The sequence below is a fragment of the Rhodococcoides kyotonense genome (genome assembly GCF_001645385.1).
GTDB lineage: Bacteria > Actinomycetota > Actinomycetes > Mycobacteriales > Mycobacteriaceae > Rhodococcoides > Rhodococcoides kyotonensis_B.
Genome location: NZ_LVHI01000024.1, coordinates 19,167 through 45,658 on the forward strand (window position 1 = coordinate 19,167; position 26,492 = coordinate 45,658).

Sequence of the window (26,492 nt, forward strand, 5' to 3'; positions counted from 1 at the left end):
AACCGACGCGTGCACAGGTCAGATCAACTGCGTCGCCACGCGGTTTCCGCCTGCGGCCTTCGCCTTGTACATCATCGAATCCGCCACGCGCGACGCGGTTTCGACGGTGTCCGCGCCGTTGATCCACAAGTCGGAATCGGCGTACAGAATCGCGGCCCCCACGCTGACCGTCACCGGAACCGCGTCGTTCTCGCCGTGCAGCGCGCGCCGAATTCCGTGGATCAGCGCGTCGATGTGCAACCGGGAGGTGACGACCGCCGCCAGATACTCCTCGCCGCCGGTGCGTCCCAGAATGCCGTAGCGCGCGACGTGCGCGGTGAGGCGTTCGGCGACACGGCAGATCACGGCGTCGCCCTCGTCGTGCCCGTAGACGTCGTTCACGGACTTGAACCTGTCGATGTCGACGACGATGATCGCCGCGCACCGACCTTCCTGTCGTCCCTGCTCCCACAGAACCGCAAGTCCGTTGTCGAGGCCGCGACGGTTGAGCAGGCCGGTCAGCGGGTCGAGAACCGAACTGCGGGCGTCGGCGGACAGCGTCGTCAAGAAGATGTGCGACGTGACGGGCACGCTCATGATGCCGAGAAGGACGACGTTGGTCTGCACGAGCAGCGTGATCGGATCGACGTCGCCGCGGAGCCAGAGCGCCGTCGCGAACGCCAGCGTCGTCACCGACGCGAACACCAGGTGCGCGACGACCCAGCGCGGACTGAGGAAGAACGTCACGAACGCGCCGATGACGGAGAACAGGACGCACCCCAACAACGCGTTGTGCCAATCGAAGACACTGAGCTCGGCGGCGACGCCGAGGTCCGCATACAGCGCGAACGCGACGACGCCTTTCTTGCCGGGGAACGGAAGCAGCAGCCACATCGCGGCGATGACGATGTTGGCGGTGCTCAGTGTCAGCGTCAGCACCGTTGCCGCGGTGCCCGTCGGCCCGCCCTCGGCGAACAAGCTGAGAAACGCCATCAGGCTGATGTTCAGCATCGACAGCGCGACGATGGCCCGGACGATCCGGCCCGACGGATGCGTGTTCTGGAACTCGGTCATCCATTCGTAGTCGTGAGACTGAACGAACCACTCCACCACGGACTCCCACGCGCCGCCGGGGCGTTCGCTCCGACGGCGTGTGAGGGGGTCACGAGAGAGGGACAATGCGGCGCCCGGGCTCAGAAGTAGCGCGGGAACGGCGACCAGTCCGGGTCGCGCTTCTGCAGGAACGAGTCACGGCCTTCGACGGCTTCGTCCGTCATGTACGCCAGGCGCGTCGCCTCACCGGCGAACAACTGCTGTCCGACCAGCCCGTCGTCCTGAAGATTGAACGCGTACTTGAGCATTCGCTGAGCCTGCGGCGACTTCGAGTTGATCTTCTTCGCCCAATCGATGGCCACGTTCTCGAGTTCGTCGTGATCGACGACGCGGTTGACGGCGCCCATGGTGTGCATCTCCTCGGCCGTGTACACCTCGCCGAGGAAGAATATCTCGCGAGCGAACTTCTGGCCCACCATCTTCGCGAGATACGCACTGCCGTAACCGCCGTCGAAGCTGCCGACGTCTGCGTCGGTCTGCTTGAACCGCGCGTGTTCCCGGCTCGCGAGGGTCAGATCGCACACGACGTGGAGGCTGTGTCCGCCGCCCGCGGCCCACCCGTTGACGAGACATATGACGACCTTGGGCATGAATCGGATCAGGCGCTGCACCTCGAGGATGTGCAGTCGTCCCGCCCGTGCTTTGTCGACGGTGTCTGCAGTGTCGCCTTCTGCGTACTGGTAGCCGCTGCGTCCACGGATGCGCTGGTCTCCGCCCGAGCAGAACGACCACACTCCGTCCTTGGGGGCGGGACCGTTACCGGTGAGCAGCACGGTGCCGACGTCGGAGCTGACGCGCGCGTGCTCGAGCGTCCGGTAGAGCTCGTCGACGGTGTGCGGGCGGAAAGCGTTCCTGACCTCGGGTCGATCGAACGCGACGCGCACCAAGTCGTCGGTGACATGACGGTGGTACGTGATGTCGGTGAGATCCTCGAAGCCGGGAACGGGTTGCCACAGAGCAGGGTTGAAGGTCACCCAGTTCACGATAGAGCCACCTGCCGACGTCGGAACCGGTACGCCTGACAATTGTGCGATTCGAGGAGAGATACGGTGAGGCGGTGACGGACAGTGCAGGTAAGGACGACTACGAGCACCACGGCGGATTCCCTCGGTACACCCCCGCGGAGGTCGGGCCCGAGTACGGCAGACTCGTCGACGCCCTCAGGACGCTGCAGGATCTGGCGGTGAGCACGGCGCCGACGCCCGAGGTGATCGAGGACGCCGCCGAACGCGTCGAAGCACTGATCGACCTGCTGAAGCCGTTCGCGGTACCCGAAGGCGAGCAGCCCGCAGGCCGCGTCCTGTCGCTGCCGGGACGCGGCTCGCTGCTGATGCTGCCGTGGACCGTCGAGAAGTTCGACGCCGAAGGTGTCCGTAGCCGTGGCATGTTCCGGCGCTATCACCTCGGCGGCAACGGCGCTGCGCACGGCGGGACGCTCCCGCTGCTGTTCGACGACCTGTTCGGCATGATCCAGCATGCGTACGGCCGTCCGATCAGCCGTACTGCGTACCTGCACATCAACTACAGAAAGATCACGCCGCTCGACACCGAGCTCGTCGTCGAGGGCAGCGTCGACAAGGTGGAAGGTCGCAAGACGTTCATCAGCGCGGTGCTGAAAGACCGCGAGGGCACGGTCCTCGCCGACTGCGAGGCTCTCATGGTCCAGCTGTTGAAGGGCCAACCGTGATCCCGTCCATCGACGAACTGCTCGCCGAGTCGGCTGTTCTCTCGTTGCCGATGCGGACGAAGTTTCGCGGCATCACCACACGCGAGGTCATGCTGATTCGCGGACCGGGCGGGTGGGGCGAGTTCTCGCCGTTCGTCGAGTACGACGACCAGGAGTCGGCGCCGTGGCTGCGTTCGGCGATCGAAGCTGCATGGGACGGGCCACCCGAGCCCTATCGCGCACGAGTGCGCGTGAACGCGACCGTGCCTGCCGTCTCCGCGGCCGAGGTGCCCGGCATTCTCGCGCGATACCCCGGCGTCGACACCGCAAAGGTGAAGGTCGCGGAAAAAGGACAGACGCTGGCCGACGACGTCGAACGCGTCCGGGCAGTGCGCGCCGAGATCCCGCGGGTGCGCGTCGACGCCAACGGCGGATGGACCGTCGACCAGGCCGTCGAAGCCCTCACGTTGCTGACCGAGGACGGAGACCTCGAATACGCCGAACAACCCTGTGCGACGGTTCCCGAGCTCGTCGAGGTCCGCAGGAGGCTGCCCGGAGTGCGCATCGCCGCCGACGAGAGCATCAGGCGCGCCGAGGATCCGCTGCGCGTCGTGCGGGCCGGGGGAGCGGACGTCGCAGTGCTCAAGGTCGCCCCGCTGGGCGGTATGCGAGCGCTGCTCGAGCTGGCCGGTGAACTCGGCGAGTACGGCGTGCCCGTCGTCGTCTCCAGCGCACTCGATTCGGCCGTCGGGATGGCGTCGGGGCTCGCGGCCGCGTCGGCGATTCCACGGCTCGAGTTCGCGTGTGGACTCGGCACCGGAAGCCTGCTGGAAACGGACGTCGCGGACGGGGCCGAACTCGTCGACGGAACCCTCCCGGCCGGACCCGTCGAACCCGACCCCGAACGGTTGCGCGCACTCGCCGCGTCCGACGAGCGAACCAGGTGGTGGCACCAGCGACTTCGGCGGACCTACACGCACCTGCGGTAACCTTCCGGCGGTTACGTACTGACCTGTAAATACCCGGGAGGAAAGTCGAAGTGGTTGCTGCTCTGAAGGAATCGTTGCTCGACGAGTCGAAGCGCGACGTGCTGCTCGCCGACGTCATCGAACTGATCGACGCCGAGGTGTCGGACAAGAAGGGCGCAAGCGGCCTCGCCGTCAAGGGCGGCTACGGTGCCGTCAAGAAGGTCGGACCGTCGTACATCGAGCGGGCCGTCGAAGCGCTGTGGCCCGACTTCGTCACGCAGCTCGAGCCGTTCTGGCAGTCCTACAACGCTGCGCCGGCAGGAACGTTCGCCGACTACCTCGTCGCGAACTCCGACCAGGTCTCGAACGCGCTGCTGTCGGTCACCGACTCGCGCATCGAGGAGACCGACAAGGGCGTCGTGAAGAAGTTCTACGGCAGCCTGCGCGGTTCGGCGCAGAAGAACGTCGCCGAGGCGCTACCGCGTCTGGGCGCTTTGGTCACCAAGTACGCCGGATAGGCGCCTTCGGCGCACGTGAGTGCCAATGTATAGCCCGCTATACATTGGCACTCACGACATTGGCACTCACGTGGCTGCGAAGCGGCCCGCCCGCACAGCCTCGACCAGCAACGCATGGTCGGCCTCGGTCTGATCCGCGTACAACCGCGCGAACCTGCTCAACGCGACGTCCACCGCATCGGACGTGCCCAGGTAACCCGCGATCATCGACGCCCCACTCGTACGGGCGTGTCCCTTCGCCAACAGCCGGCCGACGACGCCCGCATAGTCCACGAGCGCAGGCGCATCGATCGACCCGAGGTCGATCGTGCCCTTCATGTTCCTGAACTGCCGCACGTAGTACTGACGCCCGTCGATCGTCGTCCACCCCAGCAGTGGATCGCTCACCGTCTGCAGATCCTGCTGGTATTCGACGACGCGTTGCCCCTGATGCGCGTGCCACGCCGACTCACCGTGCACGTACGGCGCCAGCACCGAACGCCTGGCCTGCTTGAGCTGCAGGAACACGACGTCGTCGGGACTCGATCCCTCCAGCAGTGCGACGTAGGCGCGCAGCCCGACACTGCCGACGCCCACGACCCGATGCGCGACGTCGATCAACGTGTATCCGCCGAGCACTCGCCGCCAGTGCGGAGACAGCGTCGTCAGATACTCGTCGAGTCCCTCGGCGAGCAGCTCCTCGTCGCGCGCCGAGATGCGCGTGGTGATCGGCGGCTCCTCGACGAGCCGCCGCTTGCCCTCGTGCTCCTCGGTGAACTGCGGCAGCACACGGTCGCTCGTGCGTCGCCTGGCCTTCTTGGTCGCCCGCTTGATCTCCTTGCGCAGCGAACCCTCGGTGGCGTCGGCCTCGAGCCTGTCGGCGGTCAGACGCTGGAACGAGCGCGACATCAGCGGCTCGTCCGCCAGACGCGACACCTCGATGCGATACGCCCGAACACACGCGACGACGGCTTCCTCGCACTGCTGCTCGGTGCGTCCGTTCTGCCGGCCCGCCACCCAGATGCTGGCGGCGAGGCGTCGTAGATCCCATTCCCACGCGCCGGGGTGGGCCTCGTCGAAGTCGTTGAGGTCGATGACCAGATCGCGTTCGGGGGAGGCGTAGAAGCCGAAGTTACCGAGGTGCGAGTCACCGCTGACGACGGGCGTGATCCCCGTCGACGGCAACATCGCGACGTCGCGTGCCATGACGATCGCGGTTCCACGCAGGAACCCGTACGGCGATTCGACCATCCGCTCGACGCGGACAGGGATCAGCCAGTCGATGCGCCCGTCGTGCGAGAACTCGATCTGACGGATCGGGTCGAGCCGGTTCGCGGGCGGTGTCCAGTCGCCCATCGACTCGCGAGACACCTTGTCGCGCAAGCTTTTTCCGAGACGATAGCGCTCCTCGCGCGGAACCGGTCGGGCCCGGAGAGTGGCGAACGATCTGCCGTCGACGTCGACGATGTCGGGGACGACGGTGTGGCCGTGTCGAGCTTCGTGCATGAATGAACTGTAAAACCGAGCGTCTGCCTGCGCGTCAGGAAGGGGTGCCAGGACGCTCGATCGACGTCACCGCGGGCGGCAGTCCCCACTCGGTACGCCCGAGCCGGCTCAGCGGTGCGATCGCCTCGAACGACGGCAGCCCGTCGGCAGCGAGGAACTCGGGACGGACGGCCACCGCGACGACGTCGCCCATCACGACGAACGAGTTACCGACCTCGACGACGCGGTGAAGCGTCGCCTCGATCGCGATCGGTGATGCCGCGACGCGAGGCGCCTTGACTCTCTCGCTCGGTTCGCTCGCGATGCCGAGCTCGTCCAGCTCACTGACACCGTGGTCGTAGCCGGCGGACGACGCGTTGACCTGTTCGAGCAACGGCTCGGTGGCCAGGTTGATCACGAACTCGCCCGTCGCCTCGATGTTCCGCAGGCTGTCCTTGCGGCCGACGGACGTGAATTGCACGACAGGCGGGTTCGCCGACGACACCGAGAAGAAGCTGTAGGGCGCGAGATTGGCCACGCCGTCGGCCGACACCGTCGACACCCACGCGATGGGACGCGGCACGACGGACGCCGTGAGCAGGGGATAGAAGGCGCGTGACGGCAACTCGGCCGCATCGAAGACTGTTCGCACCGATCCATCCTGTCAAAGACCATGCACTCGGGCCGACCGACGCCTCCACCCGAGAATCTGACAATCTGAAGTAGTGAACCCATCCACTGCTCAGGCTGCCGCCGTCGTCGACGAACTCGTGCGCGGCGGCGTCCGCGACGTCGTGTTGTGCCCAGGCTCCCGGAACGCGCCGCTGGCGTTCGCGCTGCAGGAAGCCGACGCCGAGGGCCGTCTGAGTCTGCACATGCGCATCGACGAGCGGACCGCGGGCTTCCTCGCGATCGGCCTGATCATGGGCAGTGGCCGTCCGGTTCCGGTCGTCATGACGTCGGGCACGGCCGTCGCGAATCTCGGTCCCGCGGTCCTCGAAGCCAACTACGCGCGCGTCCCGCTGATCGTGCTGAGCGCGAACCGGCCTTACGAGATGCTCGGGACCGGCGCGAACCAGACCATCGAGCAGCTCGGTCTGTTCGGCAGCCAGGTGCGCGCGACGATCAGCCTCGGCCTCGCCGAGGACGACGCAGGCCAGAACAGCCAGTGGCGTAGCGCGGTGTGCCGCGTCCTCGCCGCAGCCCGCGGCACGCGATCCGGGAACGCAGGCCCGGTGCATTTCGACATCCCGCTGCGTGAGCCGCTCGTGCCGGATCTCGCCGACCCCACACCCGCGCCCGAAGGTCGCGACGGCGGCGCAGCATGGACGACGACGCAGCAGGCGACCCTCGACGTTCCCGTCGACATCGATCTGTCGGTCGACACGATCGTCGTCTCCGGTCACGGTGCGGCGCTGCGCCCCGAGCTCGCAGGTCTGCCGACCGTCGCCGAGCCGACCGCGCCGCTGCACGGTCTCCCGCTGCACCCGATGGCTCTGTCGCAGCTGAAGCCGCGGCAGGCGATCATTACCGGACGTCCGACGCTGCACCGACCGGTGTCGGCCCTCCTCGCGGATCCGGCTGTCGACGTCTTCGCTCTGACGACGGGTCCGCGCTGGCCCGACGTCTCCGGCAACGTCCTCGCGACGGGCACGCGTGCGATCGTGTCGGGCTCCCCGCGGGACGCGTGGATCGAACGCTGCCGGACGCTGTCGGCCAAGGCCGATCTCGCGGTCCGCGACCAGCTCGCGTCGCACCCGAAGCCGACGGGTCTGCACGTGGCTGCGACGGTCATGTCGTCCTTGCGTGACGGCGACCAACTGCTGCTCGGCGCCTCCAACCCCGTGCGCGACGCGGCCCTGGTCAGCTATCCCGCGCCCGGCGTGCGTGTGCTGTCCAACCGCGGCGTCGCGGGCATCGACGGAACCGTGTCGACGGCCGTCGGCGCGGCGTTGTCCCGGGGTGGGCGCACGATCGCGCTGCTCGGCGACCTGACGTTCCTGCACGACGCGTCGGGCCTGCTGATCGGGTCCGGCGAGCCGCGGCCGAAGGATCTGACGATCGTCGTGGCCAACGACGACGGCGGCGGCATCTTCGAACTGCTCGAGCAGGGCGATCCGCAGTACGCGGGCGCATTCGAGCGCGTGTTCGGCACGCCGCACGGCATGGATCTCGCGGCACTGTGCGCGGCGTATCGGATCGAGCACAGGAGTGTGGACACAGCCCAGCTCGCCACCGCCCTCCAGGACAACGCGGATCAGATCAGGGTGCTCGAAGTGACGACCGAACGCTCCGGCCTGCGCGAACTGCACGCGGGGATCAGGGCGCGCCTCTAGCTGTACGAATTCCGAACAGTTCCGGGTCACTCCGACGCGAGACTATGATCTGGAACACAGTAGGAACGTCGGAGGTGCCACGATCGTCACTATCGAACAGCACCCGGTCCGTCCCGAGATCGCACTGTCGTGGAAGCGGTCGCTTCTCAGCGGTGTCGACCCGTCGGCGACGGTCGCCGTCGATGTCCAGGTCGAGATCGACAGCAGGCTGCTGCGCGCCGCCGCGCCGGTGCTCGAACAAGTCGGTCAACAGATCGCGGGCACCGGGTTCTGCGTGCTGCTGGCCGACCGCGACTGCCGCGTCGTCGCCTCCGTGTACGCCGACGGGACGATCCGCCGTGCCGTCGAGCGTCTCGGAGTGTTCGACGGCGCGCTGCTGGGCGAGGACTCGGCCGGGACCAACGCGGTCGGCACGCCACTCGAGACCGGGCGAAGCATGGTCATCCACGGCGACGAACACTTTCTGGAGAGCTTCAAGGGTCTCAGCTGCTACGGACACCCGGTGATCCATCCGGTCACGGGGCGCGTCGAAGGCATTCTGGACATGACCGGCGTTGGAGCACACGCCAATCCGCTGTTCGCCCCGTTCCTGGCGAGAGCCGCGTCGGACATCGAGGCACGGTTGCTCGAGGGCTCGAAAGCGTCCGAACGACGGCTCGTCGACGCCTTTCAGCGCATCTCGCACCACAAACACGTCGCGGTGGCAGCCATCAGCGACGACTTCCTGCTGACCAACCGAACCGCGATGGACGTGCTCGACACCGAGGATCACGCCACCTTGCGTGAGCTCGCGTTGGATCTGGGTGCCGACGGCAGCCGCGTCGTCGCCGTCGACCTCGCGTCGGGAATACGGGCGAAGGTCAAGGCCGACCGTGTGGCAGGGGCCGACGGCGGTGCCCTGTTCACCGTGTTCGCCGACAAGAAGCGATCACCGATCCGACGCAGCGAGCACTCGTCGCGTCGACAGCGCTACGAACACGACGTCCGACTCGCCCGCACCGACGCCGGTGCGCTGTCGATCAGCGGTGAGCCGGGGTCGGGTCGGACCACCGCCGCGGCGGAGGTCGCAGGCGACGGCCCGGTGACTTGGCACAACGCGACGTCGATCGCCTTCGACGGTGTCGACGACTGGACGCGCAGGCTCGTCGACGCCGGACGCGAACCGGGGGTCATCGTCGTCGAGAACGTCGAACTGGTGCCGGAAACGCTGCTGCCGATCCTCACCGACCTCGTGTCGACCCCGCGCGACGGGCACCGCGTCGTGCTGACCGGCGCACCCATGTCGCACCTGCCGACGGCGACGGCCGCGCTCGTCAGTCGGTGTCCGAGCAGGCTGCATCTCACTCCGCTGCGTGAGCGTCGACCCGAGATGGCCGAACTCGCTCGAACGATTCTCGACGACGTGGCACCCGGAGTTCGGTTGGCGCCCAGCGCACTCGACGCACTCGCGTCGGCGCACTGGCCGGGCAACTTCGCCGAACTGAAGGTGGTGCTGACCAGCGCGGCCGACGCCCGGTCGTCGGACCGTATCGACGTCGCCGATCTCCCCGAGGATTATCGGTCGAGTACGCGCGCGTCACGACTGGGCGGTCGAGAGCAAGCTGAACGGACGGCGATCATCGACGCTCTGAAAACGTGCGGCGGCAACAAGTCTCACGCCAGCATGCAGCTCGGCATCAGTCGCAGCACCCTCTACGCGCGGATGCGCGCGCTCGACGTGACCTGCTGACGGACGGCCCGTGTCGTGTGTTCGAAGATCGAACAGTTACATCGCCTCACACGACGGAAATATGGCCTGCATCACATGAGTGATCGACCATATGAAGGAGCGTTCGATGACGGCCGTTGCAGACCACCCCATCCCGAGCGAGGCACGACACTTCCTGGCAGGACCGAAGAAGCTGTACATCGACGGACAGTTCGTCGACGCGGCGTCCGGTCGGACGTTCGCGACGTACAACCCCGCCGACGGAGAGAAGTTGACCGACGTCGCCCACGGTGAGGCCGAGGACGTCGACCGCGCGGTGCGGGCAGCGCGTCGGGCGTTCGAGGACGGGCCGTGGTCGCGCATGAAAGCCAACGAACGCGAACGACTCATCTGGCGTGTCGGCGACATCCTCAGCGAACGCGCCGACGAGTTCGGGCAGCTGGAAGCGCTGGACAACGGAAAGTCCGCCGTCATCGCCAGTGCTGTCGACGTCGCCTGGGCTGCAGACGTTTTCCGCTATTACGCGGGCTGGGCGACGAAGATCGAGGGCAGCACGGTCAACGTCTCGATGCCCTTCGCGCCGGGCGGTGAATTCCACGCCTACACACTGCGCGAGGCGATCGGAGTGTGCGGCCTGATCATCCCGTGGAACTTCCCGATCCTGATGGCCTCGTGGAAGCTGGCACCGGCATTGGCCGCGGGCAACACCGTCGTCCTGAAGCCGGCCGAGCAGACACCGCTGACGGCTCTGCTGCTGGCCGAGGTCTTCGAGGAAGCGGGCTTCCCACCGGGAGTCGTCAACGTCGTGACCGGTTTCGGTGACGCGGGAGCGGCACTGTCCGGGCACGAGGACGTCGACAAGGTGGCGTTCACGGGGTCGACCGAGGTCGGCAAGAAGATCGTCGACGCGGCCAAGGGCAATCTGAAGAAGGTGACGCTCGAACTCGGTGGGAAGAGCCCGAACATCGTGTACGCGGACGCGGATTTCGATGCGGCAGTGGAAGGTTCGCTGAACGCGTGGCTGTTCAACCACGGACAGTGCTGCGTTGCGGGCACACGCCTCTACGTCGAGGACTCGATCTTCGAGAAGTTCACCGAGGCGGTCGCGCACGCGGCGAGCCAGGTCAAGATCGGACCCGGCCTCGACCCCACCACCCAGCTCGGCCCGTTGATCTCGCAGGAGCAGTTCGACAAGGTGACCGGCTACCTCCATGCGGGCATCGCCGACGGCGCACGCGCGCTGACCGGTGGAAAGCGTTGGGGCGACAAGGGATACTTCGTCGAGCCGACCGTGTTCGTCGACGTCGATCCGTCGTACTCGATCGTGCAGGAGGAGATCTTCGGCCCCGTCGTTGCGGCACTTCCGTTCTCGGCCGACGACGGCCCCATCGCCGCGGCCAACGATTCGATCTACGGCCTGGCCGCAGGCATCTGGACGCGCGACATCTCGAAAGCGCACAGGACGGCCAAGCGGCTCAAGGCCGGCTCGGTCTGGATCAACCAGTACAACGGCTTCGACACCGCCATGCCGTTCGGCGGATTCAAGCAGTCCGGTTGGGGTCGCGAGCTCGGCGCGTCGGCCATCGATCTGTACACCCAGACCAAAGCAGTGAACATCGCCCTCTGAATTTCACTTCGACCGACGGGACAAGAACATGAAGACCACAGCAGCAGTACTTCTCGAAGCAGGCAAGCCGTTCGAACTGATGGAGCTCGAACTCGACGGACCCGGTCCCGGTGAGGTGTTGATCAAGTACACGGCAGCGGGGCTGTGTCATTCGGATCTGCACCTGACCGACGGTGATCTGCCTCCACGCTTCCCGATCGTGGGCGGCCACGAGGGATCGGGCATCATCGAAGAAGTCGGCCCGGGCGTGACCAAGGTCAAGCCGGGGGATCACGTCGTCTGCAGTTTCATCCCCAACTGCGGGACGTGTCGCTATTGCGCGACGGGTCGACAGAACCTGTGCGACATGGGCGCCACCATTCTCGAGGGTTCGATGCCCGACGGTTCGTTCCGATTCCATTCCAAGGGAACGGATTTCGGCGCGATGTGCATGCTGGGCACGTTCGCCGAGCGGGCGACGATCTCGCAGCACTCCGTGGTCAAGGTCGACGACTGGCTGCCGCTCGAGACTGCCGTGCTCGTCGGATGCGGAGTGCCGTCGGGATGGGGAACCGCCGTCAACGCGGGCAACCTCCGAGCCGGCGACACCGCGATCATCTACGGAATCGGCGGCCTCGGCATCAACGCGGTGCAGGGCGCGGTCGCGGCGGGATGCAAGTACGTCGTGGTCGTCGACCCGGTTGCGCTCAAGCGCGAGACCGCGCTGAAGTTCGGTGCGACGCATGCCTTCGCCGACGCCGAGAGCGCCGCCGAGAAACTGAACGAGCTGACGTGGGGGCAGGGAGCCGACGCCGCGCTGATCCTCGTCGGAACCGTCGACGAAGACGTCGTCAGCGCAGCCACCGCAGCGATCGGCAAGGGCGGAACCGTCGTCATCACCGGGTTGGCGGATCCGACGAAGCTGACGGTGCACGTGTCCGGCACCGATCTGACGCTGAATCAGAAGACCATCAAGGGAACGCTGTTCGGATCGATGAACCCGCAGTACGACATCGTCCGGCTGCTGCGTCTCTACGACGCGGGTCAGTTGAAACTGGACGAGCTCATCACCAGCAAGTACAGCCTCGAGGACGTCAACCAGGGATACCAGGACCTGCGCGACGGCAAGAACATCCGCGGCGTGATCGTGCACGACGCGTAGTTCGACGATCGGGCCGGCAGCGCGTCCGCTGCCGGCCCGATCAGTCCTGGCCTTCCTGCTGTTCTCGCTCGGCCGCCCAGTCGTGTGTCTCCTGGGTTTCCTGCTCGACCATGTCTCGGACCATGTCGTTGATGAGCGACTCGATCTTGCCGCCGATGAGCGGAATCTTGACGGTCGACGTGCCCTTGACCGTGATGATCGAGCCGGTGCCGTCCGGGCGCAGTGACATGGTCCCGTTCACCGACGCGGGGATGGCCGTCGCGCCCCCGGCCAGGGTGCCGTCGGCGCGGTCGCCGTCGAACGGGCCCCACGAATCGGTTCGAGTGACGAGCAACCGACCTCGGACGACCTTCTTGACGAACCCGGGTAGCTCCGACGTGCCGACCTCGTCGGTGATGTCGACGGTCAGACCGCCGTGATCGTGTCTGGTCAGCTCGTACCCGTCGGTCTTCTGCGCCCTCTCGAACCGGGCGAGCCACTGCTCTTCGCTGTTCAGAGCCTCGTAGACCTCCTCGGGAGAGTGTTCCGACGAGACCGTGAACTCGAAGTCGCGCGACATAGCAGCAGAGGCTACCGGAGCAGACGCCCGTCGGCGCCCCTGAGTAACGTCTACCGTCGTGGCATCCAGGGACAGCGACGACGGCAGGTCGCAGGCGTGGCGTCGGGCACGAATCTGCGTGATCGTCGTGGCGACCGGCATCTCGGTGTTGGCCGTGCTGTTGGTCGTCGCCGCCTGGAAGAACGACCGCACCATCACCTCCGACGAAGGCACTGCCACGGCCGAGGTCCTCTCCGCCGGCAAGCTGCGTTCGGCCGTCAGCTTCGTCACCCCCGACGGCGTCACACACAACCCGCAGCTCGGAGTGCTGTACCCGACCAATCTGATCGCCGGCCAGCGCATCGACGTCGAATACGCGAAGTCCGATCCGGATCTCGTGCGGGTCTCCGGCCGCGACGCCTCCGTCGCCATCGTTCCCGCGGGCTCGGTCGTCGTCGTGACCTGGGCCGTCGCGGTTCCCGTGCTGCTCCTGCTGCGACGACGCGAGCGGCAGCACCTGGCCGTCTGAGCCGCACTTCGATGTTTGGGTTCGCTACTCGTGGGTAACGCAGCGCCCGTGTCCCGGTGACACGTCGAAACGAGAACGACCCAACGACCGAAGGGGCTTTAGCGATGACTTCATCCACGTTGCTCGCGCAGTTGCGGGCCGTACTACAACTCACGAACACCGAGATCCAGGTCGCGGAAACACGCGTGGCCCAGGCGCGCACGGACGCGGTGCGCACGGAACTACTTCAGAACGCCGAGAACGGTCGGAAGCGGGCGGCGGAGATCGAGACGACTCTGCGTGACCTTGGCGGACTGCCCGACGTCGTCGCACCGTTCCTCGGGCGCACGCTCGCGCTGTTCAAGACCGTCGCCGAGCAGGCGCAGCCGTTCGACGAGGCACTTCTCGGCGATCTGGCGCTGGAACAGCAGCTGCTCGGCCGCGCCAAGTACATCAAGGCGCTCGCGACGGCGGACGACGTCCCGTCGGCGGTGCGTCTGGCCGAACGCCTGATCACCGCGCACAGCGCGACCGTCGACTGGCTGCAGACGGTACTGGCCGAGGACGCCCTCGGTGGCCCCGCGGCTCTCCGACGGACTCCGCTGCAGGCGGCGGCAGGCAGCGCCGTCAAGCTCGTGAATACACCTGCCGCCTGGTCCGCACGCGGACTGGACTACGCCGTCGACGTCGCGCGCACGACCCCGAGCCGCCTCGGGGAGTTGCTCGGGAGGGGCGCACACGCGGGCACCATCGCAGCCCGAGCAGTGTCGGCCGGTGGCGACGCGGCACTCGAAGCAGCCGAGGACGTCGTCCGCGACGAAGGTGCGGATTCCGTCGCCGAAGCACTGCACTCGGTGCGGACGGGCACGGCGCTCGAACCAGGAGACCTGCCGATCGACGACTACGACACGCTCAACGTGAACGACGCCGTCGCGGAGATCAAGGAGCTGACGGACCCGGACGACATCAGAACGATCGTCGCGTTCGAAGAGGCGACCAAGAACCGTCAGGGCGTCGTCTCGGCTGCGCAGACGCGTCTCGCCGCACTGGCGAAGGACATCGTCGGGGTCGACTGACTGCTCGGACGGATGTCCGGTGCGGATGCGGCCCGTCGGTCGCATCCGCATCGTCGTCTTCTTCGGGCGGCCTACGCGATGACCGACACGAACGCCGCTTCCAGCACGGACGCCACCGAATCGGATTGTCCGAGATAGCCGTTCACCATCGCCCCGTCGCGCAACATCATCAGCTGTCGTGCTGCGGATGCGACCTCGGAGACACCGGCGTCGGCAGCGAGCGCGGCGAAGTACTGCAGAATCCACTGTCGGTGCGCGTCGACGGCCACGCGAACCGGGTCGGCGGGATCGGCGAACTCCGCTGCGGCGTTGATGAACGCACATCCTCGAAAGCCCGGCCTGCAGCTCGCGGCCCCGATTCCGGCGGCCAACGCACGAAGCGAACCGGCCGGATCGCCGTCGCGGCGAATGCTCGTCAACCACTCGCGTTCTGCTGCTGCCTGCCCTTCCAGATAGGCGACGACGAGATCGCTCTTGGTGCGAAAGTGGCGATAGAACGTCACCTTCGTGATACCGACCTGCTCGATGATCTTGTCCGCGCTCGTCGCGCGAATCCCGTTCGCGTAGAACTGTTCGTTCGCCGCGGTGAGGATGCGCGCCCGCGTGTCCGACGCCGACGGCCGCGGTGTCGTCTTCTCCGAAGTCTCGGCCTTCATGCCGGCAGTCTACGGTTCCGCGGTGGACGAACCAGTAACTATGTCGGCGCGACGCGACGGAAGCATTCGTGTGAACTTCGCTCGCCCGTAACGTCGCCGAAGCCGGCTGGCCCGAGACGCTCCTCACACTGAGGAACGTGCGAGTAGCCATCGTTGCGGAATCGTTCCTGCCCAACATGAACGGCGTCACCAACTCGATTCTCCGAGTGCTCGAACACCTGGAGCGAGGCGGACACGACGCCATGGTCGTCGCGCCGGACAACCCCGCAGGCAAGCCGCGGGCCGACGTCGAACACGGCCGCGTCCCCGTCAACCGTGTACCTGCGGTGATGGTCCCCAAGGTCAGCTCCCTCCCCGTCGGTGTTCCCGGACCCGGTCTGACGGCCACGATCCGGGCGTTCGAGCCCGACGTCGTTCATCTCGCGTCCCCATTCCTGCTCGGTGCAGGCGGACTGGCCGCGGCCAACCGCATCGGTGTTCCCGCGGTGGCCGTGTACCAGACCGACGTCGCCGGATTCGCCGAAAGCTACGGCCTCGGGCTGACATCCAAGGCCGCGTGGCGCTGGACGCGTCGCGTGCATCGCGGTGCCGCACGGACGTTGGCGCCGTCGTCGTCGGCTGTCGAAGCGCTCGAACACCAGGGCGTTCCGCGGGTCCACCGGTGGGCGCGAGGCGTCGACGCCGTCCGATTCGCCCCCTCGGCGCGACGCGAGACGCTGCGTCGACGTTGGTCGCCCGACGGCAAGATGATCGTCGGATTCGTCGGCAGGCTCGCCCCGGAGAAGCACGTCGAACGTCTCGCGTCCATCGCCGACGACGTGCAACTCGTCGTCGTCGGTGACGGTCCGGAACGGCACGCGTTGGAGAAGCTGATGCCGTCGGCGATCTTCCTGGGTCAGCTCGGGGGAGACGAACTCGCGCAGGCGTATGCCAGCTTCGACGTCTTCGTGCACCCGGGCGAGCACGAGACGTTCTGTCAGGCGGTCCAGGAAGCACTCGCCAGCGGCATCCCGGTCATCGGTCCCGACGCCGGAGGTCCGCGCGATTTGATCACGCACTGCCGCAACGGCTATCTGCTTCCCGTCGACCGGTTCGCCGAGCTGCTGCCGAGTGCCGTCGCCGCGCTGCGATCGCCGGTGACTCGCGCACGCTTCGGTGAGGCGGCGCGCAAGTCGGTACTCCACCGCACGTGGCCTGCGATCTGCGACGAACTGCTCGGGCACTACGACGACGTTCTCGGCTGGGAACGTCGCAGGACGCTGCGCACTGCATGAGTAAGCTCGAGACGTGCCAACAAGTTCGCGTGCAACGCTCGAGAAGGACCCACACGAGGTCGCGTCGATGTTCGACGGCGTCGCTCGCCGTTACGACATCACCAACACCGTGCTGTCGTTCGGCCAGGATCGGAGTTGGCGCAAGCTCACTCGGGCCGCGCTGAACCTGAAGCCGGGGGAGAAGGTCCTCGACCTCGCCGCGGGTACCGGGGTGTCGACGGTCGAGCTCGCACGCAGCGGCGCGTGGTGCGTCGCCACCGATTTTTCGAAAGGCATGCTGCACGCGGGTTCCGGACGGCCCGTGCCGATGGTCGCAGGCGACGCGATGCACCTGCCGTACGCCGATGCCAGCTTCGACGCGGCCACCATCTCGTTCGGGCTGCGCAACGTCTCCGACTTCCGGGCAGGCCTGCGAGAGATCGCCCGCGTCACCAAGCCCGGTGGCCGGCTCGTCGTCTGCGAGTTCTCGACGCCGGTCTTCACGCCGTTCCGCACGGTGTACATGGAGTACCTGATGAAGGCGCTCCCCGCCGTCGCCCGCGCGGTGTCCAGCAACCCGGATGCGTACGTCTACCTCGCGGAATCGATCCGCGCGTGGCCGACGCAGGAGGAGCTGGCGCGCACGATCGCCGACTGTGGGTGGTCGAACGTCCAGTGGCGCAACCTCACCGGAGGGGTCGTCGCGCTGCATCGCGCAGTGCGCTAGCGCGCCCGCACGGGTGGCGCAGCCGCATCACGCGAACGGCGGGCGTTCGTCGATCTTCAGCGACGCACTGCCCGACGCACGCCACGCGCGTGCGACGAGGTCCGAATCCGCCTCGGTGACAAGGTTTCCCATGACGCGGACGGCGACGGTCATCAGTGCGCGCGACCGCATTCCGATCGGACCGGTGGCGGGCAGGAACCGCGGCACCGTCAGTAGACCGGCGAGGCGTCGCGCGATCGAGAACGCCTGACCGTAGTGCTCGCGCAGAATCTTCGGCCACACCTCGGTGAGCTCGGCCTCGTCCAGGATGTCGACGACCAGGCGCCCGCCCTCGAGACCGTAGTCGATGCCCTCGCCGTTGAGCGGATTCACGCACGCGGCCGCGTCGCCGATGATCGCCCAGTTGGGGCCTGCGACGTTCGAGACCGCTCCGCCCATCGGCAGCAGCGCCGACGCGACGGCTCGGAGGTCGCCGGTCAGTTTCCAGTCGTCGCGACGCTGCGACGTGTACAGATCCAGTAGCGGCCGCAGCGCGCCGGATCCTGGGCGCTTGGCGGTCGCGAGTGTGCCGACGCCGATGTTCACCTCGCCGGTGCCGAGCGGGAAGATCCAGCCGTAACCGGGCTGAAGTGTTCCGTCGCCGTCGCGCAGTTCGAGATGCGACGAGATCCACGGATCCGACGAGCGTTCCGAGCCGATGTACGCCCGAGCGGCGACGCCGAACGTGGTGTCCCGATGCCACTCTCGACCGAGTTTCTTGCCGAGGGGGGAGCGCACACCGTCGGCGACGATCACCCTGGTGCACCGAATCTCGCGGCCGTCGGCGAACACGACTGCCGTGACCGCGTTTCCATCACGCCGGACGTCGACGGCTTTCGCGCCTTCGAGCATCGTTGCGCCGGATTCGATTGCGGCGCTGCGTATTCTGTCGTCGAGTTCCGTTCGGGGCACCGCGCTGCCGACGGCAGGCAACGACCCGCCCGGCCATTCGAGCTGCAGCTCCTGCCCGAATCCCGTCAACCGCAGACCGCGGTTCTCGGCCCGGCCGCGCACCCATTCGCCGAGACCCAGCCGATCGAGCTCGGCCATCGCCCGCGGGGTCAGACCGTCGCCGCACGTCTTGTCGCGGGGGAAGGTGGCGGCGTCGGCGAGGACGACGTCCCTGCCGGCGCGGGCAGCCCACGCGGCAGCAGCGGAGCCGGCCGGGCCGGCTCCGACGACGAGAACGTCGGTGGAAAGGGGAGCGTTCACGCCTTCCAGTAAAGCAGCGGCGCGACGGCCCTCGCCGACCGAACCGAACCTTCCGTCATGGGCTACGACACCTTCCAACCATGTCACCCACTAGGTTCACTACGGTAGAACGAGGTACGTCGAGAGACGCCGAGAATCCGCGGACGACGAAGAGGACAGGACCAACAACTGTGAGCACAGACGACACGACTGGAACGACGGTCGTTGCCGGGGTCGATCTGGTCGATCCAGAGCTTGCACGAACCGTGGCCGCAGGACTGGAGAACGTCGAGAGTCTGATGATCTCGGAACTCTCCGACGGCGAGGACTTCCTGACCGAGGCCGCCCTTCATCTCGCGAAGGCGGGTGGCAAGCGGTTCCGCCCGCTCTTCACCGTGCTGACCGCGCAGTTGGGACCGAACGCGTCGGACGAATCGGTGGTGACCGCGGCGACCGTCGTCGAACTCGTTCATCTCGCGACGCTGTATCACGACGACGTCATGGACGAAGCGTCCATGCGACGCGGCGCCGAGAGCGCGAACGCGCGTTGGGGCAACAGCGTCGCGATCCTGGCAGGTGACTACCTGTTCGCACACGCGTCACGACTGGTGTCGACGCTCGGTCCCGAGGCCGTGCGCATCATCGCCGACACGTTCGCCGAACTCGTCACCGGTCAGATGCGCGAGACGATCGGTGTCAAGAAGGATCAGGATCCCGTCGCACATTATCTGCGCGTCGTCTGGGAGAAGACCGGGTCGCTGATCGCGGCCTGCGGACGTTTCGGTGGCACGTTCTCCGGTGGCGACGCCGACCACGTCGCCTCGCTCGAGCGACTGGGCGACGCCGTCGGCACCGCGTTCCAGATCTCCGACGACATCATCGACATCTCGTCGGTGTCCGCGCAGTCGGGCAAGACACCCGGCACCGACCTGCGTGAAGGCGTGCACACGCTGCCCGTTCTGTACGCGCTCCGCGAGGAGGGTCCCGACGGCGACAGGCTGCGCGAACTCCTCGACGGGCCCGTCACCGACGACGACGCCGTCACCGAGGCGTTGGCCCTGCTCGATCGCTCGCCCGGGATGGCGAAGGCGAAGGCGACGCTGTCCGATTTCGCCGCCAAGGCGCATGCCGAACTCGCGACGCTGCCCTCGGGGCCCGCGAACGACGCGCTGGGCCGGCTCGTCGACTACACCGTGGAACGGGTGGGCTGACGCAGTCAGTGGTGGGATCGGGCGCAGCTGGGCTGACATCTCGTTTCGGAAGGGCTGACGCGGGAACCTCGACAGGTGTCGCGGTCGTTTCTCGATTGAGGGAACGACGAAACGAAGGAAGTGGCGACCAATGAGCTTCGCGAACGGGGCAAAGACTTTCGGGCTGCTCGTGGGCATGTCGGCGCTCATCGTGTTCATCGGGTCGCTGTTCAACAGTCCGGGGATTCTGCTCGCGTCGGTCGCCCTCGCGGTCGGCGTGAACGGATGGGCGTACTTCAACAGCGCCAAGCTCGCGCTGCGGTCGATGCACGCGCAGCCGGTCACCGAGGTCGAACAGCCGGCGATGTACCGGATCGTCCGCGAACTGGCCACCACCGCTCATCAGCCGATGCCCGCGCTGTACATCAGCCCGACCAACAATCCCAATGCCTTCGCGACCGGCCGCAATCCTCGCAACGCGGCCGTCTGCTGCACGACGGGCATCCTGCAGATCCTCGACGAACGTGAACTCCGCGCCGTACTGGGTCACGAGCTGTCGCACGTCTACAACCGCGACATTCTGATCTCGTCCGTCGCCGGCGCGATGGCCGCGGTCATCTCGGGTTTGGCGAACTTCGCCATGTTCGCGTCGATGTTCGGCGGACGCGGCAACAACGGGGCCAATCCCATCGCGCTGCTGCTGGTCTCGTTGCTGGGACCGATTGCGGCGACCGTCGTGAAACTGGCTGTGTCGCGGTCGCGGGAGTATCAGGCCGACCAGTCCGGCGCCGAGCTGACCGGCGACCCGTTGGCACTGGCGTCGGCGCTACGGAAGCTGGAGCGAGGCGTGCAGGCTGCACCGCTGCCGCCCGAGCCGCGTCTGGCGTCCGAGTCGCATCTGATGATCGCCAACCCGTTCCGCGTGGGCGACCGCGTCGGGAAGCTGTTCTCGACGCACCCGCCCATGGCCGACCGGATCGAAAGGTTGGAACGGATGGCTCGGGGCGGCTGACGCCGCACGTGAGTGCGAATGCGTACTGGGCTACACATTCGCACTCACGGGTGCGAAGCACCTACCGGTAGTTGACGAACTGCAGCGCGATACCGAAGTCCTCGGCCTTCAGCAGCTGCTGGACGGCCTGCAGATCGTCGCGCTTCTTGCTGCTGACGCGCAGCTCGTCGCCCTGGATCTGAGCCTTGACGCCCTTGGGGCCGTCGTCGCGGATCTTCTTGGAGATCTTCTTCGCGTTCTCGCTCGTGATGCCCTGGAGGAGCTTTCCGGTGACCTTCCACACCTTGCCCGACGGGGCAGGGTCGTTGGTCTCGAACGCCTTCAGCGAGACGTCGCGACGGATCAGCTTTTCCTTGAACACGTCGAGGGCTGCCTTCACCTTCTCCTCGGACTCGGAGGTGATGACGATCACCTCCGACTCCCCGCTGCCGGACCACTCGATGGTGGTGCCCGAACCACGGAAGTCGAAGCGGGTCGCCAACTCCTTCGCAGCCTGACCGAGAGCGTTGTCGACCTCTTGCCGGTCGACCTTGCTGACGATGTCGAAGGAAGAATCTGCCACTGAGGAACTCCTGTGTCGTATCGAATGTTCACGTGCTGCGCACCCGACGTTAGCCGCTCCGCACCCCCGCTATCCACCCGGTTTGCGTTCTGGGGGCACAGTCGTTGTATTCTTTTCAGCGCATCGAAGAGAGCATGAATCTTCGACGTACACCCGGCAGATTGCCCGAGCGGCCAATGGGAGCGGACTGTAAATCCGTCGGCTTATGCCTACGTAGGTTCGAATCCTACATCTGCCACCCGAAGGGACCCCAGCGAGTTCGCTCGCTGGGGTTTCTCCGTGAAGAGGAAGTGCAGCGAGCCCGCTGACCACGTAATTTGGTAGTCGGCGTTCGAACTGTGTAACCTCTTGAAGGCTTCGGCGCACGGGAAACCGTGAACAGATGCCACGCCCCCTTAGCTCAGTCGGCAGAGCGTTTCCATGGTAAGGAAAAGGTCAACGGTTCGATTCCGTTAGGGGGCTCGCTGGATTGGATGGTTCGCCCAGACGATTCGCTACCGAGTCCGCCTCGGCAGTGAGAAGGTGTAGGGGTGAGCAACCTGAGGCGGTGTAGCTCAGTTGGTAGAGCAAACGACTCATAATCGTTGCGTCGCCGGTTCAAGTCCGGTCACCGCTACACAAGAAGAATGCACAGTCCTGATTCTCCGGATCAGAGTTACCTGAAAGTAGGCATCCAGTGGCCTCCTCCACCGATGTGCGGCCCAAGATCACCTTGGCCTGCGAGGTTTGCAAGCACCGTAACTACATCACGAAGAAGAACCGCCGCAACGATCCCGACCGCATCGAGCTGAAGAAGTTCTGCTCCAACTGCGGCACGCATCGCGCTCACCGCGAGTCTCGCTAGTAGCGAGCCTCTCGGCTGCAGGTTCTCGTTCGAAGTCGACGCCGCGCGTTAGGCTTACTTCTTCGCCCTAACGGATTTTGCGTCCTGGGTAGAAAAGGTACGAATTCCGCGTGACCGAAACCGATTTTCGCGTGACAGCGACGGCGCAGTCTGTTGCGCCGTCGCACAATTCAGAAGTTCCGCAGGATCCCGCTGCGCACGCCGCCGCGATGGTCGGCCACCATTACAAGGTGGATCAGCCGTACGAGGTGGGCCGGGAGAAAGTGCGTGAGTACGCGCGTGCAGTCCAGGACTGGCACCCTGCTCACCACGACGAAGAGGCAGCGAAGAGCTTCGGCTACGACGGGCTGATCGCGCCGCTCACCTTCATCTCGCTCGTCGGCATCATCGCGCAATCGCGGATGTTCAAAGAGTTCATCACCGGGTACGACCCGAGCCAGATTCTCCAGACCGACCAGCGTCTGCAGTTCCACAAGCCGATCCAGGTAGGCGACGAGCTCAGCTGCGAGGTCTTTCTCGAATCGTTCCGTCAGATGAGCGGCAGCGACATCATCACGACGAAGAACATCGTGACCGATCAGAACGGCGAGCTGGTGCAGACCACGTGGACCACACTGGTCGCCCGCACCGGTGGAGAAGTCGACGAAAACATCGCCCACGCAGTGAAGGAAGTGATCATGCATGGCGCTTCGTAATTTCGCGGACGTATCCGTGGGCGACGAGCTCCCCGAGCGCGTCGTCAAACTCACGCGCGGCGATCTGGTCAACTACGCCGGCGTGTCCGGTGACCCGAACCCGATCCACTGGAGCGACGAGGTCGTGAAGCTCGCGGGTCTGGACAACGTCATCGCTCACGGCATGTTGACGATGGGTCTCGGAGCAGGCTTCGTCACGTCGTGGCTCGGAGACCCCGGTGCCGTCACCGAATACAACGTGCGTTTCACGAGCTCGGTCTACGTGCCTGCGGACTCCGCTGCGTCGGTCGAGTACTCCGGCAAGATCAAGTCCGTCGACGCGGAAACGAAGTCGGCGGTCATCGCGATCACGGCCAAGTCCGAGGGCAAGAAGATCTTCGGACGCGCGACGGCCACCGTTCGCCTGGCCTGACCAGGTGGATTTCAAACTTTCATAGCCTGTGCAGTACACTGAGATTTCTGTGGTTGTCCAGCGCTGCGCGCTGCCTGAGTTCTCCTTTGGAGAGTTGTAGGGGTAGCGCGTATGTTGTGTGACCGCAGGACGGTCCGATCCAGTGCGGATCGAACCGAAGGGGCGTAGCTCAATTGGTAGAGCAACGGTCTCCAAAACCGTAGGTTGCAGGTTCAAGTCCTGTCGCCCCTGCCCACGTTGCACTCCCTCGCTCCGGCGAGGGTGTACGACAATTTCGGCTACTGAGAGGAACGACGGTGAGCGAGGAGCGCGGTAAGCGCGACGAGACGTCGGAAGATCTTTCCGCGTCGGACTCGTCGACATCCGACGACACTGCGTCCGCCACCGACGAGGCAGCTGCATCCCGATCGGGCGCTGCCGGTTCCGAAACCTCGGCCCGTCCGACCGGAAAGCGCACTACGCGCCGGACGCGCGCCGCATCGGTCGAGAAGACGCCGGCCGCCGCGTCGTCGGTCACCAAGGTCGCGACTCGCTCCGACAAGCCGCGTGAGCCGAAGCGCATGAACATCTTCAAGCGTCTGCGCAAGTTCCTCCGCGAGGTCGTTGCCGAGCTGCGCAAGGTCATCTGGCCCAATCGCAAGCAAATGGTCACCTACACGAGCGTTGTGCTCGTGTTCGTGGCATTCATGGTCGCGTTCATCAGCGGCCTGGATTTGGCGTTCACTCAGGGCGTCGAATGGCTGTTCGGCTGACCGGTATGGGTGAGCAGAACATGATCGACCCACGTACTGAACGAGAGAAAGGGTGCCTGCTGTGAGCACGCCGCACAACGACGCCACCGAAGTGGCCGCATTCGACGCCGATGTCGAGGCGACCCACCAGGGCCTCGAGGCGGAGCAGGCCGCTCAGGACCGCGAGACCGACGAGGCTATCGCCGACGCCGTCGAGGCAGAGGGCGCCGATGACGCGCAGGCCGACGATGCCGTCGCCGAAGGACTGGCCTCCGAGGCCGACGAGGTCGAAGACCCCGTCGCCGAGCTGAAGGCTGCGCTGCGACGCGCCCCCGGTGACTGGTACGTCATCCACTCGTACGCCGGTTACGAGAACAAGGTGAAGGCCAACCTCGAGACCCGCGTCCAGAACCTCGACGTCGGCGACTACATCTTCCAGGTCGAGGTTCCGACCGAAGAGGTCACCGAGATCAAGAACGGCCAGCGCAAGCAGGTCAACCGCAAGGTACTGCCCGGCTACATTCTGGTGCGTATGGACCTGAACGACGAGTCGTGGGGCGCGGTGCGCAACACGCCCGGTGTCACCGGATTCGTCGGCGCCACGTCGCGTCCGTCGCCGCTGACGATCAACGAGGTCGTCAAGTTCCTCATGCCGCAGCAGGGCGAGAAGAAGGAAGCCAAGGCTGCAGGCGCCACCACCGATGCCACCGCGGCGGAGACCACGGCGAAGCCGACCATCGAGGTCGACTTCGAGGTCGGCGAGTCGGTCACCGTCATGGACGGCCCGTTCGCGACGCTCCCCGCCAGCATCAGCGAGGTCAACGCCGAGCAGCAGAAGCTCAAGGTGCTGGTCTCCATCTTCGGCCGTGAAACTCCGGTCGAGCTCGGCTTCACGCAGGTCGCCAAGATCTAGCGGGCCGAACCACAGAACTTGCAGTAGTAACCGCAAGAAACCCGAGCGAATACAAGGAAAAAGAAATGCCCCCGAAGAAGAAGAAGCTAGCCGGGATCATCAAGCTTCAGATCCAGGCAGGACAGGCCAACCCTGCTCCTCCCGTCGGCCCCGCGCTGGGTCAGCACGGCGTCAACATCATGGAGTTCTGCAAGGCGTACAACGCCGCGACCGAGTCGCAGCGCGGAAACGTCGTGCCGGTGGAGATCTCGGTCTACGAAGACCGGACCTTCGACTTCAAGCTGAAGACCCCTCCGGCCGCCAAGCTGCTGCTCAAGGCTGCAGGCGTTGCCAAGGGCTCCGGCGAGCCGCACAAGACCAAGGTCGCCAAGGTCACCATGGACCAGGTGCGCGAGATCGCCAAGACCAAGCAGGAAGACCTCAACGCCAACGACATCGACCAGGCCGCGAAGATCATCGCCGGCACTGCTCGCTCGATGGGCATCACGGTCGAAGGCTGATCCTCAGCCGCAGCAGTACCCCCGTGGGAGGGCCGGCCAGGCCCGTCAACCACACTGAACTCACGATTGGACAGTAAGACATGGCAAAGCGCAGCAAGGCCTACCTCGAGCAGGCCGCAAAGGTCGACGCAGACAACCTGTACTCGCCGCTTCAGGCAGCGAAGTTGGCCAAGGACACCGCGTCGAGCAAGTTCGACGCAACCGTCGAGGTCGCCGTTCGTCTCGGCGTCGACCCTCGCAAGGCCGACCAGATGGTGCGCGGCACCGTCAACCTTCCCCACGGCACCGGCAAGACCGCTCGGGTCATCGTTTTCGCCGCTGGTGAGAAGGCTGTGGAGGCCGAAGCAGCAGGAGCCGACGTCGTCGGCGCCGAGGATCTGATCGAGCGCATCCAGGGCGGATTCCTGGACTTCGACGCCGCGATCGCGACCCCGGACCAGATGGCCAAGGTCGGCCGTATCGCCCGCGTCCTCGGACCGCGTGGCCTCATGCCGAACCCGAAGACGGGCACGGTCACCAACGACGTGACCAAGGCCGTCAACGACATCAAGGGCGGAAAGATCAACTTCCGCGTCGACAAGCAGGCCAACCTGCACTTCGTCATCGGCAAGGCATCGTTCGACGACGCCAAGCTGGTGGAGAACTACGGCGCCGCTCTCGACGAGATCCTCCGCGCGAAGCCGTCGTCGGCAAAGGGCCGCTACGTCAAGAAGGTCACCGTCTCGACGACGACCGGACCTGGCATCCCCGTCGACCCGAACCGCACGCGTAACCTGCTGTCGGACGACGTCGAGGCCTGATCCAGCTCGACTTACGAAAGCCGACTCCCATTCATGGGGGTCGGCTTTCGTCGTATCCGGGGGGCGGCGGCGGTCGGACCGAGGGCGTCCTTCGGTCACTCAGAGTGAGCGAGGGCGTCCTTCGGTCACCTGGAGAGTTTCGCCGGTCTGGAGCGAGGGCGTCCAATGGTCGCCCAGGGCGGTTTCAAGCGGTCGCTGCACCAATGAGCTCTGCGAACTTTTCCAACGGTGGTCTGTAGCCTAGCGTCGCCCTGGGGCGCTCGTTCAATTCCAGGGTGACGCGGCGCAGTTCCTCGGGTGAATGCACCGACAGGTCCGTTCCCTT

Annotated in this window: 28 protein-coding genes and 4 tRNA genes; 24 read left to right on the plus strand and 8 right to left on the minus strand. The window is 66.0% G+C overall.

The genetic code is table 11. The annotated features are described in order from the left end of the window. Positions 1-18 precede the first annotated feature (18 nt). Positions 19-1,089, minus strand: coding sequence for a GGDEF domain-containing protein (locus A3K89_RS18965; protein ID WP_254303583.1), 1,071 nt, complete (start codon positions 1,087-1,089; stop codon positions 19-21). Between the two features lie 83 nt (positions 1,090-1,172). Beyond that, positions 1,173-2,066: a 1,4-dihydroxy-2-naphthoyl-CoA synthase gene (locus A3K89_RS18970; RefSeq protein WP_068429330.1), complete on the minus strand. Its 894-nt coding sequence runs from the start codon at positions 2,064-2,066 to the stop codon at positions 1,173-1,175. Between the two features lie 83 nt (positions 2,067-2,149). Here A3K89_RS18970 and A3K89_RS18975 point away from each other — a divergent pair, with 83 nt between their 5' ends. From A3K89_RS18975 to A3K89_RS18985, 3 genes are read left to right on the plus strand one after another with little or no spacing between them, the layout of a single operon-like run. Next, positions 2,150-2,779: a PaaI family thioesterase gene (locus A3K89_RS18975; protein ID WP_084423897.1), complete on the plus strand. Its 630-nt coding sequence runs from the start codon at positions 2,150-2,152 to the stop codon at positions 2,777-2,779. Next, positions 2,776-3,747 (plus strand): o-succinylbenzoate synthase, encoded by a 972-nt coding sequence (locus tag A3K89_RS18980; RefSeq protein ID WP_068429275.1) that lies wholly within the window; start codon positions 2,776-2,778, stop codon positions 3,745-3,747. The genes A3K89_RS18975 and A3K89_RS18980 overlap by 4 nt, the downstream gene beginning before the upstream one ends. A gap of 50 nt (positions 3,748-3,797) precedes the next feature. Beyond that, positions 3,798-4,244: a DUF6918 family protein gene (locus tag A3K89_RS18985; protein ID WP_068429278.1), complete on the plus strand. Its 447-nt coding sequence runs from the start codon at positions 3,798-3,800 to the stop codon at positions 4,242-4,244. 66 nt (positions 4,245-4,310) lie between these two features. Here A3K89_RS18985 and A3K89_RS18990 read toward each other — a convergent pair whose 3' ends face one another. Then, on the minus strand, positions 4,311-5,729 hold the full coding sequence (locus tag A3K89_RS18990; protein WP_068429281.1) for a DUF2252 domain-containing protein: 1,419 nt from the start codon (positions 5,727-5,729) through the stop codon (positions 4,311-4,313). A 34-nt stretch (positions 5,730-5,763) separates the two neighbouring features. Beyond that, positions 5,764-6,360, minus strand: coding sequence for a flavin reductase family protein (locus tag A3K89_RS18995; RefSeq protein ID WP_068429284.1), 597 nt, complete (start codon positions 6,358-6,360; stop codon positions 5,764-5,766). Positions 6,361-6,433: 73 nt separating this feature from the next. Between A3K89_RS18995 and menD the strand changes: the two genes are divergently transcribed. The 4 genes from menD to A3K89_RS19015 all read left to right on the plus strand — a co-directional run bounded on the left by menD (position 6,434) and on the right by A3K89_RS19015 (position 12,520). Next, positions 6,434-8,044 (plus strand): 2-succinyl-5-enolpyruvyl-6-hydroxy-3-cyclohexene-1-carboxylic-acid synthase, encoded by a 1,611-nt coding sequence (gene menD / locus A3K89_RS19000; protein ID WP_068429288.1) that lies wholly within the window; start codon positions 6,434-6,436, stop codon positions 8,042-8,044. 229 nt (positions 8,045-8,273) lie between these two features. Beyond that, positions 8,274-9,773, plus strand: a complete 1,500-nt coding sequence (locus tag A3K89_RS19005; protein WP_254303584.1) for a sigma-54-dependent Fis family transcriptional regulator — start codon at positions 8,274-8,276, stop codon at positions 9,771-9,773. Positions 9,774-9,879: 106 nt separating this feature from the next. Next, on the plus strand, positions 9,880-11,379 hold the full coding sequence (locus tag A3K89_RS19010; RefSeq protein WP_068429331.1) for an aldehyde dehydrogenase family protein: 1,500 nt from the start codon (positions 9,880-9,882) through the stop codon (positions 11,377-11,379). A gap of 28 nt (positions 11,380-11,407) precedes the next feature. Further along, complete coding sequence (locus A3K89_RS19015) at positions 11,408-12,520, plus strand: NDMA-dependent alcohol dehydrogenase (protein WP_068429294.1); 1,113 nt, start codon at positions 11,408-11,410, stop codon at positions 12,518-12,520. 40 nt (positions 12,521-12,560) lie between these two features. Here the strand turns inward: A3K89_RS19015 and A3K89_RS19020 are convergent, their stop codons facing one another. Continuing rightward, positions 12,561-13,079 (minus strand): DUF2505 domain-containing protein, encoded by a 519-nt coding sequence (locus A3K89_RS19020; RefSeq protein ID WP_068429297.1) that lies wholly within the window; start codon positions 13,077-13,079, stop codon positions 12,561-12,563. Between the two features lie 58 nt (positions 13,080-13,137). On the opposite strand from A3K89_RS19020, the gene A3K89_RS19025 reads away from it, so the two are divergent. After that, complete coding sequence (locus tag A3K89_RS19025; protein WP_068429299.1) at positions 13,138-13,587, plus strand: DUF3592 domain-containing protein; 450 nt, start codon at positions 13,138-13,140, stop codon at positions 13,585-13,587. Positions 13,588-13,691: 104 nt separating this feature from the next. After that, the gene (locus A3K89_RS19030) at positions 13,692-14,642 is read left to right on the plus strand and encodes a ferritin-like domain-containing protein (RefSeq protein WP_068429302.1); all 951 of its coding nucleotides are present in this window, start codon (positions 13,692-13,694) and stop codon (positions 14,640-14,642) included. 71 nt (positions 14,643-14,713) lie between these two features. Here the strand turns inward: A3K89_RS19030 and A3K89_RS19035 are convergent, their stop codons facing one another. Next, entirely contained in the window at positions 14,714-15,298 is a 585-nt protein-coding gene (locus A3K89_RS19035; RefSeq protein WP_084423893.1) for a TetR/AcrR family transcriptional regulator, read from the minus strand. A 137-nt stretch (positions 15,299-15,435) separates the two neighbouring features. On the opposite strand from A3K89_RS19035, the gene A3K89_RS19040 reads away from it, so the two are divergent. Further along, the gene (locus A3K89_RS19040; RefSeq protein WP_217266272.1) at positions 15,436-16,572 is read left to right on the plus strand and encodes a glycosyltransferase family 4 protein; all 1,137 of its coding nucleotides are present in this window, start codon (positions 15,436-15,438) and stop codon (positions 16,570-16,572) included. Positions 16,573-16,585: 13 nt separating this feature from the next. Continuing rightward, positions 16,586-17,278: a demethylmenaquinone methyltransferase gene (locus A3K89_RS19045; RefSeq protein WP_084423894.1), complete on the plus strand. Its 693-nt coding sequence runs from the start codon at positions 16,586-16,588 to the stop codon at positions 17,276-17,278. Between the two features lie 27 nt (positions 17,279-17,305). Here A3K89_RS19045 and A3K89_RS19050 read toward each other — a convergent pair whose 3' ends face one another. Further along, complete coding sequence (locus A3K89_RS19050; RefSeq protein ID WP_068429340.1) at positions 17,306-18,529, minus strand: geranylgeranyl reductase family protein; 1,224 nt, start codon at positions 18,527-18,529, stop codon at positions 17,306-17,308. 170 nt (positions 18,530-18,699) lie between these two features. Between A3K89_RS19050 and A3K89_RS19055 the strand changes: the two genes are divergently transcribed. Both A3K89_RS19055 and htpX read left to right on the plus strand, forming a co-directional pair. Next, complete coding sequence (locus A3K89_RS19055) at positions 18,700-19,719, plus strand: polyprenyl synthetase family protein (protein ID WP_068429308.1); 1,020 nt, start codon at positions 18,700-18,702, stop codon at positions 19,717-19,719. 130 nt (positions 19,720-19,849) lie between these two features. Next, on the plus strand, positions 19,850-20,710 hold the full coding sequence (gene htpX / locus A3K89_RS19060) for a zinc metalloprotease HtpX (RefSeq protein WP_068429310.1): 861 nt from the start codon (positions 19,850-19,852) through the stop codon (positions 20,708-20,710). 61 nt (positions 20,711-20,771) lie between these two features. Here htpX and A3K89_RS19065 read toward each other — a convergent pair whose 3' ends face one another. Then, entirely contained in the window at positions 20,772-21,272 is a 501-nt protein-coding gene (locus tag A3K89_RS19065) for a YajQ family cyclic di-GMP-binding protein (RefSeq protein WP_068429313.1), read from the minus strand. Between the two features lie 155 nt (positions 21,273-21,427). On the opposite strand from A3K89_RS19065, the gene A3K89_RS19070 reads away from it, so the two are divergent. The 11 genes from A3K89_RS19070 (at position 21,428) to rplA (ending at position 26,167) form a co-directional block, all read left to right on the plus strand. Next, a tRNA-Tyr gene (locus A3K89_RS19070) sits at positions 21,428-21,510 on the plus strand. A gap of 151 nt (positions 21,511-21,661) precedes the next feature. Beyond that, positions 21,662-21,734 (plus strand) — tRNA-Thr (locus tag A3K89_RS19075). Positions 21,735-21,815: 81 nt separating this feature from the next. Next, positions 21,816-21,888, plus strand: a tRNA-Met gene (locus A3K89_RS19080). Positions 21,889-21,948: 60 nt separating this feature from the next. Beyond that, positions 21,949-22,116 carry a 50S ribosomal protein L33 gene (rpmG, locus tag A3K89_RS19085; protein WP_027498281.1) on the plus strand — a complete coding sequence of 56 codons (168 nt, stop codon included), beginning with the start codon at positions 21,949-21,951 and terminating at the stop codon, positions 22,114-22,116. 209 nt (positions 22,117-22,325) lie between these two features. After that, entirely contained in the window at positions 22,326-22,811 is a 486-nt protein-coding gene (hadA, locus tag A3K89_RS19090) for a (3R)-hydroxyacyl-ACP dehydratase subunit HadA (protein WP_174551472.1), read from the plus strand. Further along, positions 22,798-23,223 carry a (3R)-hydroxyacyl-ACP dehydratase subunit HadB gene (hadB, locus tag A3K89_RS19095; RefSeq protein WP_068429316.1) on the plus strand — a complete coding sequence of 142 codons (426 nt, stop codon included), beginning with the start codon at positions 22,798-22,800 and terminating at the stop codon, positions 23,221-23,223. Before hadA ends, hadB begins: the two co-directional genes overlap by 14 nt. A 158-nt stretch (positions 23,224-23,381) precedes the next feature. Next, positions 23,382-23,454, plus strand: a tRNA-Trp gene (locus tag A3K89_RS19100). Positions 23,455-23,519: 65 nt separating this feature from the next. Next, the gene (gene secE, locus A3K89_RS19105) at positions 23,520-23,975 is read left to right on the plus strand and encodes a preprotein translocase subunit SecE (protein ID WP_068429319.1); all 456 of its coding nucleotides are present in this window, start codon (positions 23,520-23,522) and stop codon (positions 23,973-23,975) included. 61 nt (positions 23,976-24,036) lie between these two features. Then, complete coding sequence (gene nusG / locus A3K89_RS19110; RefSeq protein ID WP_068429322.1) at positions 24,037-24,867, plus strand: transcription termination/antitermination protein NusG; 831 nt, start codon at positions 24,037-24,039, stop codon at positions 24,865-24,867. Between the two features lie 65 nt (positions 24,868-24,932). Then, on the plus strand, positions 24,933-25,367 hold the full coding sequence (gene rplK / locus A3K89_RS19115) for a 50S ribosomal protein L11 (protein ID WP_068099499.1): 435 nt from the start codon (positions 24,933-24,935) through the stop codon (positions 25,365-25,367). A gap of 80 nt (positions 25,368-25,447) precedes the next feature. Continuing rightward, the gene (gene rplA / locus A3K89_RS19120) at positions 25,448-26,167 is read left to right on the plus strand and encodes a 50S ribosomal protein L1 (RefSeq protein ID WP_068429325.1); all 720 of its coding nucleotides are present in this window, start codon (positions 25,448-25,450) and stop codon (positions 26,165-26,167) included. The last annotated feature ends 325 nt before the right edge of the window (positions 26,168-26,492 follow it).